This window comes from Megasphaera intestinihominis (assembly GCF_040096415.1).
GTDB classification, from domain to species: Bacteria; Bacillota; Negativicutes; order Veillonellales; family Megasphaeraceae; genus Megasphaera; species Megasphaera intestinihominis.
Genome location: NZ_JBBMEU010000016.1, coordinates 24,112 through 37,414, shown reverse-complemented (window position 1 = coordinate 37,414; position 13,303 = coordinate 24,112). Strand labels below are relative to the sequence as shown.

At 55.3% G+C, this 13,303-nt stretch carries 16 protein-coding genes and 4 tRNA genes; 16 read left to right on the top strand and 4 right to left on the bottom strand.

Annotated elements, in window-relative coordinates; all coding sequences use genetic code 11:
- The first annotated feature begins 1 nt into the window (after position 1).
- The 9 genes from WMO23_RS04150 (at position 2) to WMO23_RS04110 (ending at position 4,991) form a co-directional block, all read left to right on the top strand.
- Positions 2-77, top strand: a tRNA-Phe gene (locus WMO23_RS04150).
- Positions 78-95: 18 nt separating this feature from the next.
- Positions 96-181 (top strand) — tRNA-Leu (locus WMO23_RS04145).
- A gap of 33 nt (positions 182-214) precedes the next feature.
- Positions 215-291: transfer RNA gene (locus WMO23_RS04140), tRNA-Asp, on the top strand.
- 25 nt (positions 292-316) lie between these two features.
- Positions 317-402 (top strand) — tRNA-Leu (locus tag WMO23_RS04135).
- Positions 403-700: 298 nt separating this feature from the next.
- Positions 701-1,618, top strand: coding sequence for a metal-sensing transcriptional repressor (locus WMO23_RS04130; RefSeq protein ID WP_292107109.1), 918 nt, complete (start codon positions 701-703; stop codon positions 1,616-1,618).
- A 46-nt stretch (positions 1,619-1,664) separates the two neighbouring features.
- A complete protein-coding gene (locus tag WMO23_RS04125) occupies positions 1,665-2,411 on the top strand; it encodes a macro domain-containing protein (protein WP_020309937.1) in 747 nt (248 codons plus the stop codon).
- Positions 2,412-2,414: 3 nt separating this feature from the next.
- Positions 2,415-3,218, top strand: coding sequence for a CpXC domain-containing protein (locus tag WMO23_RS04120; RefSeq protein ID WP_302754567.1), 804 nt, complete (start codon positions 2,415-2,417; stop codon positions 3,216-3,218).
- Between the two features lie 190 nt (positions 3,219-3,408).
- Entirely contained in the window at positions 3,409-4,251 is an 843-nt protein-coding gene (locus WMO23_RS04115) for a D-alanyl-D-alanine carboxypeptidase family protein (protein ID WP_020309939.1), read from the top strand.
- Between the two features lie 32 nt (positions 4,252-4,283).
- Positions 4,284-4,991 carry a response regulator transcription factor gene (locus tag WMO23_RS04110; protein WP_349173305.1) on the top strand — a complete coding sequence of 236 codons (708 nt, stop codon included), beginning with the start codon at positions 4,284-4,286 and terminating at the stop codon, positions 4,989-4,991.
- Between the two features lie 254 nt (positions 4,992-5,245).
- On the opposite strand, the gene rbr is transcribed toward WMO23_RS04110, so the two are convergent.
- The 4 genes from rbr to WMO23_RS04090 all read right to left on the bottom strand — a co-directional run bounded on the left by rbr (position 5,246) and on the right by WMO23_RS04090 (position 7,403).
- Positions 5,246-5,785 carry a rubrerythrin gene (rbr, locus tag WMO23_RS04105; RefSeq protein ID WP_020309941.1) on the bottom strand — a complete coding sequence of 180 codons (540 nt, stop codon included), beginning with the start codon at positions 5,783-5,785 and terminating at the stop codon, positions 5,246-5,248.
- 129 nt (positions 5,786-5,914) lie between these two features.
- Positions 5,915-6,391: a hypothetical protein gene (locus tag WMO23_RS04100; protein WP_020309942.1), complete on the bottom strand. Its 477-nt coding sequence runs from the start codon at positions 6,389-6,391 to the stop codon at positions 5,915-5,917.
- Positions 6,392-7,108, bottom strand: a complete 717-nt coding sequence (locus WMO23_RS04095; protein WP_020309943.1) for a DUF1700 domain-containing protein — start codon at positions 7,106-7,108, stop codon at positions 6,392-6,394.
- Complete coding sequence (locus tag WMO23_RS04090) at positions 7,095-7,403, bottom strand: hypothetical protein (protein ID WP_239639560.1); 309 nt, start codon at positions 7,401-7,403, stop codon at positions 7,095-7,097. Before WMO23_RS04090 ends, WMO23_RS04095 begins: the two co-directional genes overlap by 14 nt.
- A 147-nt stretch (positions 7,404-7,550) precedes the next feature.
- Here WMO23_RS04090 and WMO23_RS04085 point away from each other — a divergent pair, with 147 nt between their 5' ends.
- The 7 genes from WMO23_RS04085 (at position 7,551) to hisH (ending at position 13,299) form a co-directional block, all read left to right on the top strand.
- Positions 7,551-7,766, top strand: coding sequence for a DUF951 domain-containing protein (locus tag WMO23_RS04085; protein WP_292105920.1), 216 nt, complete (start codon positions 7,551-7,553; stop codon positions 7,764-7,766).
- 109 nt (positions 7,767-7,875) lie between these two features.
- On the top strand, positions 7,876-9,093 hold the full coding sequence (locus tag WMO23_RS04080) for an ATP phosphoribosyltransferase regulatory subunit (protein ID WP_349173302.1): 1,218 nt from the start codon (positions 7,876-7,878) through the stop codon (positions 9,091-9,093).
- A 1-nt stretch (position 9,094) separates the two neighbouring features.
- On the top strand, positions 9,095-9,730 hold the full coding sequence (gene hisG / locus WMO23_RS04075; RefSeq protein ID WP_020309947.1) for an ATP phosphoribosyltransferase: 636 nt from the start codon (positions 9,095-9,097) through the stop codon (positions 9,728-9,730).
- Between the two features lie 16 nt (positions 9,731-9,746).
- Entirely contained in the window at positions 9,747-11,036 is a 1,290-nt protein-coding gene (gene hisD, locus WMO23_RS04070) for a histidinol dehydrogenase (protein ID WP_292260739.1), read from the top strand.
- On the top strand, positions 11,029-12,105 hold the full coding sequence (hisC, locus tag WMO23_RS04065; protein ID WP_292105908.1) for a histidinol-phosphate transaminase: 1,077 nt from the start codon (positions 11,029-11,031) through the stop codon (positions 12,103-12,105). The genes hisD and hisC overlap by 8 nt, the downstream gene beginning before the upstream one ends.
- Positions 12,098-12,682: an imidazoleglycerol-phosphate dehydratase HisB gene (gene hisB / locus WMO23_RS04060; protein WP_020309950.1), complete on the top strand. Its 585-nt coding sequence runs from the start codon at positions 12,098-12,100 to the stop codon at positions 12,680-12,682. The genes hisC and hisB overlap by 8 nt, the downstream gene beginning before the upstream one ends.
- The gene (gene hisH / locus WMO23_RS04055) at positions 12,679-13,299 is read left to right on the top strand and encodes an imidazole glycerol phosphate synthase subunit HisH (protein ID WP_239639561.1); all 621 of its coding nucleotides are present in this window, start codon (positions 12,679-12,681) and stop codon (positions 13,297-13,299) included. The genes hisB and hisH overlap by 4 nt, the downstream gene beginning before the upstream one ends.
- Positions 13,300-13,303: the final 4 nt, after the last annotated feature.

Below are 13,303 nucleotides of genomic sequence, written 5' to 3'. Positions count from 1 at the left end.
TGCTCAGGTAGCTCAGTCGGTAGAGCAGGGGACTGAAAATCCCCGTGTCGGCGGTTCAATTCCGTCCCTGAGCACCAACATCAATTACCTATCATGCGGTTGTGGCGGAATGGCAGACGCGCTACTTTGAGGGGGTAGTGAGCGAAAGCTCATGGGGGTTCAAGTCCCCCCAACCGCACCATAGCTTCTCACAAGAGGAGCGCTGAATAGAAACGGCCCCGTGGTGTAGCGGTTTAACATGTCGCCCTGTCACGGCGAAGATCGTCAGTTCAAATCTGATCGGGGTCGCCATATTCTTTTTTTAACAATTTTATATGCGGTTGTGGCGGAATGGCAGACGCGCTACTTTGAGGGGGTAGTGAACGAAAGTTCATGGGGGTTCAAGTCCCCCCAACCGCACCATGTAAAAAGGGCTTGTCGTATGACGACAAGCCCTTTTAAGTGATTAGTGGCTAGTTGTTAGTGGTTAGCGGATGGCTTTAAATTTAAAGCTTTTCTCTGCAAACTACAAACTCCGAACTATAAAGAGATAGGGACCACGCATGATAGCAACAGCTTTTGTGCGACAGTCCCTTTTTTAGCAGTTCGTGTTTCGTAGGGGCCACGAGCCACGAACCACGAGCCACGAACCACGAGCCACGAACCACGAGCCACGAACCACGAGCTACTGCTTACTATAAAATCAAAAAGGGGAATCCCTATGGATAAGGAACATATATTTTTTGAAAATTATGCCAGGAACTGGGACCGCGACCGCAAGGCCGACGCCAAAATCTTGTCGTCTTTCATGGAGCTGGCAGGGATACGGCCCGGTTCGGTCATACTCGATGCCGGCTGCGGGACAGGCGTGCTCCTGCCGTATTTGTCGGCGGCTGCCGGTGATGATGGGACCGTCGAGGGCTTCGATTATTCCCAGCAGATGATCGATGTGGCCAAAGAGAAATTTTCTCACCTGGCCAATGTCACTTTTACGACAGGCGATGTCCTGAAATACCATTTCCCGGAAAAACATTATGATGTCGTCTGCTGCCTTAATTTTTATCCCCATATCGCCAGTCACAGCCGCGACGTCATCCGTCGCCTCTATAAGGCCATGGTGCCGGGTGGGACGCTGCTCATCATGCACGATATGCCCCGCAAGGCCGTCAACGCCATCCACGGCGGCCAGCCTGTGCTGCCGCCGGTCGATGTCCTGGAAGAGAAATTGATCAGCGCCGGGTTTTCCGTCGTCATCGCCATGGATACGGACCGGTTCTATCTCATCAAAGTCGTCAAGGAGGCTGACGAAGCCGATTTCGTCTACGACGACGAGGAACAGCCGGCCGGCGTGGCGTCCCATCCCCTCCATCACGGCCATCACCATACGGAAACGAAGCGTGTCCTCAACCGCCTGTCGCGCATTACGGGCCACGTCGAAGCCATCAAGCGCATGATCGAAGACGGCCGCGACTGCAGCGACGTCCTGGTCCAGCTGGCCGCCGTCCATTCGGCCGTCGCCGGTGTGAGCCGGGTCATCCTCAAGGACCATATCGACCACTGCATCATCGATGCCATCCGTGAACACGACGCAGATGCCGTAGAAAATCTCAAGAAAGCTATTAATACCTTTGTCAAGTAATGGTATAATAAGACCAGAGTATCCATTTGGAAAGGGTGTGACCACGATGCAGTTTCGTGTAGTATTAGGTGATTTATCGGAGTGGAAGGCCGACGGGATCGTATATTCTGCCAGCTCGACCCTCTTGCCAACGAATAGCGTCAGCAGTAAGATTCATCAGAAAGGCGGCTTGTCTTTTTCCGCCTCGTGCCGTACGATCGGCATGTGCCACGTCGGCAGTGCTGTCATGACCAAGGGTTATAAATTGAAGGCGCCTTTCATCATCCACGCTGTCGGGCCGTACTGGGTAGGCGGCAAGCGCGGTGAAGAAGGGGAATTGTTGTCGGCCTATAAGAAGGCCATCCATCTGGCCGATGAAAAGCATTTGAAGCACGTCGCTTTTGCTTCGCTGAGTACGGAAGAAAAACGCTACCCCCTGCAGCGCGCTGCCGCTGCCGTCGTCCCCTTGCTCCTGACCGACGGAACCGGCTTCGACCGCATCGACATGGTCTGCACGAGCCCGGAAGAACAGGAAGCCTATACGAAAGCGGCTGTCTTCTTCTGGCTCCGCCATCTCGGAGACGCTGCCGGCAATGAACAGGCGGCCATGATGGAAGAAGCCGGCGCTGCCCTGGCCCTGCTGCAGAGCCGCGATGATGCACCGGACCCGATTGCCTTGTCGGAAGAGGTCAAGAAAATCGAAGCCATCGTCCATCCTTTCTTGAAGTTGAGGAAACGCAGCCTCGTAGACATCGAACAGGCTGCATCGCAGATCATGGCCTTGTATCCGGCCAGCAGTGCGGAAGGAGTGTAACCCATGGCAAAAAGAAACGGAACCCATGATCTGGACGTCACCGTCCAGTGCCCGGCCTGTCATGAATACGGCGTCTTCCATACGTGGGATGTCATCGACACGGCTGATGCGAAATTGAGCAAACGCGTTCATTTCGACGAAAATCTATTTTTCTACACGTGCCCTCATTGCCACGCCAAGATCCACATGGAAAGCAAGTGCCTCTACATCGACCGGGACAAGAAGCTCCTGGTCTGGCACATCCCGGATCCGAAAGAACGGGTCACGTCGAAGGAAGTCCAGGATGCCCTGGGTTCGCCGTCCTTCACGACCTATACCTGCCGGGCTGCCCTGACCTGGGGCGAATGGCGGGAAAAGATCATCGAACTGGAAGGCTCTTATGATGACCGCCTCTATGAAATTATCAAATACGGCGCTTATCAGCTCCTGAGCCAGGAAGACAAGGAACGCCTGCCCCTGGAAGCCTATCACATCGACTATGCCGACGATAGCCACGATCCGGACAAGCTGGCCCTGGTCTTCATGCAGGAAGATGCCAAGGGTATGGCCTATGTCTATCCCATTACAGAACATTTGAAAGAAGTGACCAAGGATATCTTCCTGCCCATCATCGAACAGATCGCCGATGCCAACCGCAAGGCCCAGTTCGACCGTTTCGGCTATTCCTGGGCCCGCCAGTTCACGACGTACATCATCAAGGCCGCCGAAGAAGACAAGAACCGCGAAACCTATGGCAACCTCATCGGTTTCTGGGTCAAGACCATTGGCGACGAAATCTTCCGGGCCGAAGTGAAGCCGGAAAAATAATGGTTTGCGGCGGGCCGCCTTGACAGGACGGCCCCTACAAGCCACTAGCCACTAAAGAGGCTGTCGCATGACGACGGCCTCTTTTTATTGACAGATGTTTTAATTAAAAATATAATAAAAATAATGGGTTATTGTAGGATTTGTATTCCCTGGCAATTCATAATTTTGTTAGATAGGAAGGAGACATTGGATGTTTTCTATTTTAAAGCGTATTATGCTGACGACGGTCATTGCTGTCGGTTTTATGATTGGCTCCATGACGGTGACGGCTCAGGCCGATATGCCGCCGACGATTGCTGAATCGGCCTGCATGATCGACGTCGATACAGGTAAGGTATTATATCAGGTCTATCCGACCAAGTGGGTCCACCCGGCGAGCACGACGAAAATCGTCACCCTCATTACGGCCCTGGACCAATATAAGGATAAGCTGGACCAGCCCTTGCAGATTTCCTGGGAAGCTGCCAATACGGAACCTTCCTGCCTGGGGATTGCACCGGGCGATCCCATTTCTATCCGTGAAGCCCTGCGGGGCATGATGGTCGTTTCCGGGAACGATGCCGCTGTCGCCGTCGCCCAGACTTTAGGGGGTTCTGTCGCCGGCTATGCGGAAAAGATGAACCAGGAAGCGGTCAAAATGGGAGCTACCCATACGAATTTCGTCAATCCCAACGGCTTGACGGCAGCCCATCACCACACGACGGCCATCGACATGGCCAAGATGGCTGCGTACGGGATGAAGAACTTCCCTGAATTTCGTTATATTGTAGGACTCAAATCCTATGATGTAAAATACATGGATGGTCGGGAACCGAAGCACGTCACGACGACGAACCATTTCCTGACCAGCGGCTATCCCGGCGCGAACGGCGTCAAGACAGGCTTTACCAATGCTGCTGGCGAATGTCTCGTTGCTTCGGCAACGCGCGACGGCCATACGCTGGTCTTGGTCCTGTACAACGACGACAACCGCTGGACCGATGCACCGACCATTTTAGATTACGGCTTCCGGAGATTGCAGACGGGGAAATAGCCTGACCGGGAGCGCAACGAGGGGGTATAGTTATGGCGCACGTTTTGATTATTGAAGATGACAGTATGATCGCTGCCATCGAACGGGACTTTCTTGAGGCCAACGGCTTTGAAGTATCCGTAGCCATGACGGGAAAGGAAGGCCTGAAGATCTTTGATGGCGGAGCCATCGAAGCAGTCCTGTTGGACATCGGCCTGCCTGACACGGATGGCTTCCTGTTGTGCCGCAAACTGCGGGACATCAGCAACGTCCCCATCCTTTTCATCACCGCTCGGGGGAGCGACGACGATAAGATCAAGGGATTGGGACTCGGTGCTGACGATTATATCGTCAAGCCTTTCAATCCATCGGAAATGATGGCCCGCCTGAAGGCCCATCTGGAAATCCATCAGAGACTGTTAGGGGTACGTTTCCAGGATGCCGATGACAACAAACCGGATATCCAAGTCGGCGACTTGCGCATTTTCATCAAGCGCCACCAGGTTTTCCGGGGAAAAACAGAAATCAATCTGACTGGGAAAGAATTCAATCTGCTCTTGTTCCTGACCCGTCATCCCAACCAGGTCTTCTCCAAGAAGTACCTCTTCGAGATGATATGGCATCTCGATGCCCTGGGCGAACTGGCGACGGTGACGGTCCACGTCAACCGCCTGCGGGACAAGCTCAACGAAGTCGAACCGGAATTCACGGCAATCGAAACCGTTTGGGGAAACGGTTATCGCTTCCGCGTAGAAGAATAAAAAAAATAGGCTGTCGCAAATGCGACAGCCTATTTTTTACTGTAGGGGTCGCCGCGTGGGCGACCCGCTGGATATTTGGTGACAACCTCTCTGGCCGGAAAATCGCTCATGTTCTGGGGCGGGCTTGCCACGTGCAAGCCCCTACGAAGCTAGTCACCAGCCAGAGCTGCCAGCCAGAGCTACTAACCACGAGCCACGAACCACGAACCACTAAAAAAGGAGCTGTCGCAATGCGACAGCTCCTTTTTTCACTATTAGTAATTAACGTTGCGGAGTTCGAAGAAGGACTGGGGATGTGCACAGACCGGGCAGACTTTCGGAGCTTCGACAGCTTCTACGATGAAGCCACAGTTGCGGCAGATCCAGGTCTTCTTGTCGGATTTCTTGAAGACTTCCTGTTTTTCGACGTTAGCCAGGAGAGCGAGGTAGCGTTCTTCGTGGTGTTTTTCGATTTCAGCGACTTTTTCAAATAAGAAGGCGATTTTGTCGAAGCCTTCTTCACGGGCTTCTTTAGCGAAGGTCGGGTACATTTCCGTCCATTCGTAATGTTCGCCGGCAGCAGCGTCTTTCAATGCGTTGATGTCGTTGGGCAGTTCGCCGCCGTTGAGGAGTTTGAACCAGATTTTAGCGTGTTCTTTTTCGTTGTTAGCCGTTTCTTCAAAGAAAGCTTTGATCTGTTCGTAGCCTGCTTTTTTAGCTACGCTGGCATAATAGGTGTACTTGTTGCGGGCCTGGGATTCACCTGCAAAGGCAGCCTGTAAGTTTTTTTCTGTTTTCGAACCTTTTAATTCCATAATTCATTTCCTCCTTGACAAAAAAGTCATATTTGAAATTATTTTTTAGCACCTCTTTGGGTTGATTTCATTGTAGCACTTTTTAACTCTGATGTCAACGGATAATTATTATTCGTTAGTAGAAAACTTTTAACGGGCCCGGTTGTTGTCGTGGCCGTCTGCCGTATGGTCCCGGTCGCCAGCATGGCTGCTGTTCTGACTGCTGCTGCGGCTGTTCTGGCTCTGGCTGCTCCGGGAAGACGACGACTGGCTGCTGCGGCTCTGGGATTGGGAGCGGCTGTGGCTGGTGCTGTCGTCGCGGGTATAGGAATCCCACTTCGATTTGACCGTGTCGCCGGCATCTTCGGCCGAGTCCTTGAGGCTGCCGTATTTCGCCTTGAACTGGGCTTCAATCTGGTCCGCTTTTTCCGGGTACATGGCCTTCAGTTTAGCCAGGAGTTCGGCCTTGCTGGCATTTCCCTTATCCAAGGCACCCTGGATTTCTTTATACTCTTTATAATAGGCCATCCAATGCTTCAACGGGCCGTAATCGTTGCTCATGAAGGATGTGTAGCTGCCGAAGGCGCAGGCCAGTGTCAGGATGAGGAAGATGAGGACGCGCTTCATTTACTGCGCCCCCTTCCCGCGGGCTGCGGCGTGGCAGGCCTGGCTGGCCGAGCTGGCCGTCATGGCGGCGAAGAGGACCGTCAGGACGACGAGGACCCGCGTCACCAGGGAGAGCGTCGGCAAGGGCAGGAGGTCCGTATAGGCATAGGCCGGGATGAAGGAAATGCCGATGGCTGCCAGGATGACGATGGCCAGGGCCAGGTAAAGGAAACCGCTGAGGATACCGAAGAGGGTCCCCAGGACGTCCATGAAGGGGCTGGCGACGGCTTTGGCCGCTTTGCCCATCTGGCTGTCGCCGTCGTTCCAGTTGAAGTCCTTGCCCGTCTTGGCGGCTTCGGCGGCGTAGCGCTGGCGCATGACCTGTTCCCGGTCGTAACGGCGCTGCTGCTGGGCCAGCTGCTGCTGACAGTAGTATTCGTCGTCCCGGTCTTGGTCATAGAAGACGCGGTCTTCCACGCCCGGCCCGAAATCGCCGTAGGCGCCGTATTCGTTGCCGGGCATACGCGGGTTGTCTTCGGGGACGATGGGTTCGCCGATATAATAGCGGTAAATGTTCTTGGGATGTCCCAGTTTACAGCAGATTTCTTCTTCCGACCTGCCTTCTTTGGCACCGAGGCGGAACTGTTCTTCGCAGTCTTCGATGATGCCTTTTAAATCATTTTTGTCGCTCTTGCGAAAATAGTAGCGCAAGAGGTCCATAAATTCATTCTTTCTCATGCTTTACTCTGTCAGGCCCTTCCTTTCCCGTGAGTGCTTCATAGCGCTGGTGAAACGTCGCCCCGTACTGCCAGGCAGCGACGCTGATGGCGGCGATGGCGATGATGACGATGAAGATGGCAAATACCGGCATGTCCGGCAAAAAGGCGACCGATGCCAGGGGCTCTTTTTCCAGGGCGATGCAGATGGCCACCCAGGCCAGGAGCGCGATGGCGCAGACCGTGCAGATCGTGCCGATGATGTAACAGCTGAGATAGGACCGGCGCAGGCTCTGCCGGCTCATCGATGATTTCAAAGCAATTCCTCCTCTTCAATTCATTACCTGTTATCTTAACACAGGCACTATAGCAGGTCAATCACGGCGGCCCGTTCCCTTGCGAAGGGGGGCCTGGGGCTATATAATGATATATAATTCTATTTGTCTTTTGAAGGAGGAATTTTGATGGCTGATTTTGTCCGTTATTATGTAGGTGATGTCGTTCAGATGAAGAAGGCCCATCCCTGCGGCTGCAATGAATGGGAAGTGCTGCGTATCGGCGTCGATTTCGTCATCCGCTGCACCGGGTGCGGCCACCGGGTCATGATTCCCAGGCCAAAATTTGAAAAGTCTGTAAAGAAACGATTAAAATGCGCTGGTGATGAAAGTGAAAAAGCGTAAAAAGTTAGAAAAAGGTATTTTTATTTTTAGGACTTTGTGGTACAATATTCAACAGCCAATATTTTAATGCTTTACTAGAATAAAGAACTAAAGAAAGGGAGGTCATAGGATGAACAACAATACCTTGGATGGAGTGAAGATGCTCCACCATGATGAAATGCGCAATTATGACCGGATCCAGGGGAAAATCGTTTCTGTCATTATGAACCACGGCTGTAAGATTATTGAAACGCCGAGTTTTGAAGATTACGATGTATACCAGCACTTCTTTCCACAGCTCCGCCAGCAGATGGTCAAGACCATCGATACCGATGGCCGTGTCCTGGTCCTGCGGCCGGATGTGACGCTGCCTCTCGTCGAAACGGCAGCCCGCGAATTCCCGCGCTCGAACCAGCTGCTCAAGTTCGGTTATGTCAGTACAGTCTTCCGCGAATACTACGGCCGGTCGACGTATGGCAAGGATTTCCTGCAGGGGGGCATTGAAATCCTGGGCGACTCCAGCCCCGAATGTGACGGCGAAGTCATCGTCACGGCGGCTGAGATCCTCAAGGCCGTCGGCGTCGAAAACATCCGCATCGACATCGGTACGGCAGCCTATACGCAGGCATTGTTCGATGGCCTTCCCATTTCGGAAGAAGAGAAAGAAACGCTCAAAGGCTATATGGCCGACCGCAACCTCGTGGCCTGCAAGTCCTATATCGCCGCCCTGCCGGTATCGGCCGATGCCCGCAAGGCCCTGGAAGCCCTGCCGGTCCTCTTCGGGCCCTATGCCCAGACCCTGAGCAAGGCCCGGGATTACTCTATCAACAGCGGCATGCTCAACGCCCTGTCGCGGCTGGAACGGGTCTATGACTACATCCTTTATGCCGGCTATGCCGATAAGGTCCAGCTCGACTTCGGCTTTGCCAGCCGCCTGGGCTACTATGCGGATACGGTCTTCAAGGTCTACGTCGACGGCGCTCTGTACGACATCATCGACGGCGGCCGCTATGACCAGCTGTCGTCGCGGTTCGGCGTCGACCGCCCGGCCTGCGGCTTCGGCATGAACATCAATTTATTGTATGAATACATGAACGATGCCGGCCTGTTGGAAGATACGGAACCGTCGTTCCAGATGGCCGTATCCTATACAGCCGGCGACCAGACCCTGGTCCGGGACCTCATGAACTGGCGCAGCCGCGGCTTCCGCGTCGCCGCCTATCCCGATTCGTCCTTCATCGACAGCGGCGATTACAGTATCCACGCTATTTACCGCAACGGCTCGTACTATAAGGACGGCAAGGCCATGACGGCCGAAGAATTGGAAGCACTCATGGGGAGGTTGTAACATGGCGATTCATATTGCACTGGCCAAGGGCCGTATTCATAAAGTGGTCATGAAGTATTTAGCCGAAAGCGGCTATGATTTCCCGACGTATTCCGAAGAGAGCCGCAAGCTCATCTTTGAAGACGCCAAGGGCCAGCTCAAAGTGACCCTGGTCAAGTCGCCTGACGTCGCTGTCTACGTCGAACGCGGCGCCGCTGACGTCGGTATCGTCGGCAAGGACGTCCTCATCGAAGAAGCGCCGGGCGCCGACGTCTACGAAGTCATGGACCTGGGCATCGGCCGCTGCCGCATGGCCGTCGCCGGTATCGCCGGCAAGAAGGTCGACATGACCAAGCGCATCACTATCGGCACGAAATATCCGCGCATTGCCCGCAGCTATTTCGAGGCCAATCATCACAGCGTCGACATCATCAAGCTCAACGGGTCCGTTGAACTGGCACCGATCGTCGGCTTGTCCGATGTCATCGTCGATATTGTCGAAACGGGCAATACTTTGAAGGCCAACGGCCTGGAAGTCCTGAAATACTTCATGGATTTCAGTGCCCGCATGATTTGCAATCCCGTTTCCTTTAAGATGAAATATAACGAAATCCAGCAGCTCATGGATGTCATCCGTGAACACAGCATGAAGGCATAACTAAGGGGGAGTTAGAGTGGAATGGATAGATGTACCCAGTGAAGGGTTGACCTTACGCGACATTCGCCGCATTACTAAACGGGACCAGGCAGAAAGTGAAGACATCCGCAAGGCTGTCGAAGCTATCCTGGCCGACATCGAACAGCGCGGTGACGCCGCTGTCCGGGAATATACGAAACGCTTCGATGGCGTCGACCTCGACAGTTTCCTCGTTTCGCCGGAAGAAATCGACGATGCCGTCGACATCGTCGGTCCCGATTTCATGGCCATTCTGGAAGAAGCGGCCGCCAACATCCGGGCCTATCATGAACGCCAGGTCGAACAGACCTGGATCGACACCTTCCGTCCCGGCGTCCGCCTGGGGGCCAAGTTCACGCCTATCCAGCGCGTCGGTGTCTACGTCCCCGGCGGCACGGCGGCCTATCCGTCGACGGTCCTTATGGACACCATCCCGGCCCACGTCGCCGGCGTCCCGTCCATCGCCGTCTTTACGCCGCCTGCCAAAGACGGGTCGGTCAATCCCTACATCCTGGCTGCGGCCCATGTCGCCGGCGCTACGGAAATCTATAAAGTCGGCGGTGCCCAGGGCATTGCCGCTGCCGCTTACGGTACGGAAAGCATCCCGCCGGTCTTCAAGATCGTCGGCCCGGGCAACGCTTACGTCGCCATGGCCAAGCGCCTGGTCTTCGGCACTGTCGGCATCGACATGATCGCCGGCCCCAGTGAAGTCGGCGTCCTGGCCGACCACGACGCCAATCCGGTCTGGGTCGCTGCTGACCTCCTGGCCCAGGCCGAACACGACCGCCGGGCCGCCGTCTTCCTGGTCACGCCCAGCGCCGCCTTTGCCGGCGAAGTCGAAGCTGAAGTCCGGCGTCAGCTGGAAGAACTGCCGCGCAAGGACATCGCTGCCGAATCCATTGAAAAACACGCCAAGTTCTTCATCGTCAAGGATAAGGACCAGGCCGTAGATATTATGAACCTCATCGCGCCGGAACACCTGGAAATCGCCTTCAGCGACGCCGAAACGTGGGCCAAGAAAATCGTCAATGCCGGTGCTATCTTCATGGGGCCCTATACGACGGAACCCCTGGGCGACTACTTCGCCGGCCCCAACCATACCCTGCCGACTATGGGGACGGCGGCTTTCTCGTCGCCCCTCGGCGTCTATGATTTCGTCAAGCGCAGCAGCCTCCTGGAATACGATAAGGACGCTTTCACAGCTGTCGCCGACAAGGTCATGCGCTTCGCCAATGTAGAAGGATTGCAGGCTCACGGCCTGGCTGTAAGGAGGAGAATCGATGAATAATAACTGGCTTCGCAATACCATCCGCTCTTTTGAACCCTATGTCGTCCCGGAAATCCGGGAGCATACGGTCATCAATGCCAATGAAAGTCCGTACAACCTCTTTGATTTCCCCAAGGTCAAAGCCGATTTCCTGGAACGCCTGGCCAAGACGCCGTCGTACCACTATCCGGACCCCTTTGCCGAAGAACTGCGGGCAGCCCTGGCGAAATACGTCGGCTGCCAGCCTCAGGAAGTCCTCGTCGGCAATGGCGGCGATGAAATCATCAGCCTCATCATGAATACCTTCCTCAATCCCGGCGATACGCTCCTGACCCATACGCCGACCTTCGACATCTACGGCATCGACGCCGAAGTCCTCGGTGCCAAGGTCGTCACCGTGTCCGACCTCGACGGCTACCGCCGCAATCGCGACGGCCTCCTGGCCAAAGTGAAGGAACTCCAGCCGAAAGTGACGGTCCTCTGCAACCCGAACAACCCGACAGGGGAACTGCTGCCCCTGGATTACGTCGAAAGCCTGGTCCAGGCTGCCGACAATATCGTCGTCGTCGATGAAGCGTACTTGGAATTTGCCGGCGCGCCGAGCATCATTACCAAACTTGCCCAGTACGACAACCTCATCGTCATCCGCACCTTGTCCAAGGCCTTCGGCCTGGCCGGCTGCCGCGTCGGCTATGGTGTGGCTCAGAAGGAAGTCATCGACGCCCTGGGATTGACCAAGCTCGTCTATAACATGAACATCCTCTCGCAGAACGCTGCCCTGGCCGCCATGGACTATGCCGATGACATCCTGGCCCACAACATCCCGCCGACCCTGGCAGCGCGCCAGCATTTCATGGACGCCTTAAAGGACGTGCCGAATCTTACGGTCTATCCCAGTGCGACCAACTTCGTCCTGGTCCGCGTCCCCGACGGCCCGGCCATGGTCAAGGCCCTGCACGACGCCGACATCTGCGTCCGCTCCTATAAGGCGGCAGACCTCAAGAACTGCCTGCGCATCACCATCACCACGGACGACGTCGTCCGCCGCGTCGTCGCCGTCATGACCGAGGAGGCGAAGAAATATGCGTAGTGCCCAGGTCGAACGGGAAACGGCAGAGACGCAGATCGCCGTCTCCCTCAACATCGACGGCTCCGGTACCTTCGGTGGCACGACGGGCATCGGTTTCTTCGACCACATGATGAACCTCCTGGCCTGCCACAGCGGCATGGACATTACTCTCCACGTCCACGGTGATCTCGACGTCGACACGCATCACACCATCGAAGACCTGGCCATCGTCTTTGGCGACGCCCTGACCCGGGCCCTGGGCGACAAGAAGGGCATCAACCGCTACGGCATGTTCTACTGCCCCATGGACGAAGCCCTGACGCGGGTCGTCATCGACCTCAGCGGCCGGCCCTACCTGGTCTACGACGTGAAACTCGCCGTCGAACGCATCGGGACCTTTGAAACGGAAATGCTCAAAGAATTCCTCTATGCCCTGGCCGTCCACGGCCGCATGAACCTGCACGTCACCAATCTCTATGGCGAAAATGCCCACCACATCGTCGAATCGGTGTTCAAAGGGCTGGGCCATGCCTTGAAGGAAGCCGTCCGCATCGAAGGCGACGAAACGAGTGTCTTGTCGACAAAAGGGGTGTTATGATGAAGATTGCGATTATCGATTATGAAGTTGGCAACCTGGCCAACGTATACAATGCCTGGAAACGCCTGGGCATCGAAGCGGCCATTACCCGCGACCCGGCTGTCATCCGCGACGCTGATTTGGTCGAACTGCCCGGCGTCGGTGCCATCCGCGATGCCATGGGGAACTTACAGAAATTCGACCTCATCCCGCTCCTGCAGGAACAGGTCCAGAGCGGCAAGTTCTTCATGGGCGTCTGCCTGGGCATGCAGGCCCTCTTTGAAAAGAGCTACGAAGGCGGCACCTACGACTGCCTGGGTTTCCTGCCCGGCGACATCGTGCCCTTCCACACGAAACTGAAAGTGCCCCACATGGGCTGGAATGAGTTGGAATTCCGCCAGGAACACTGGCTCCAGAAAGGACTGCCGGCTCATCCTTACGTCTATTTCGTCCATTCCTACCATAAATCGCCAGTGGATACGCCCGACGTCATCGCTACGGCCGATTACGGCCAGCCCGTCCCGGCTATCTGCGGCAAAGACAATGTCCTGGGCTTCCAGTTCCATCCGGAAAAGAGCGGCCGCGTCGGCGAACAGCTCCTCCGGAACGTCGTCGATTACGTCATGAAGAAAGGGTGAGACT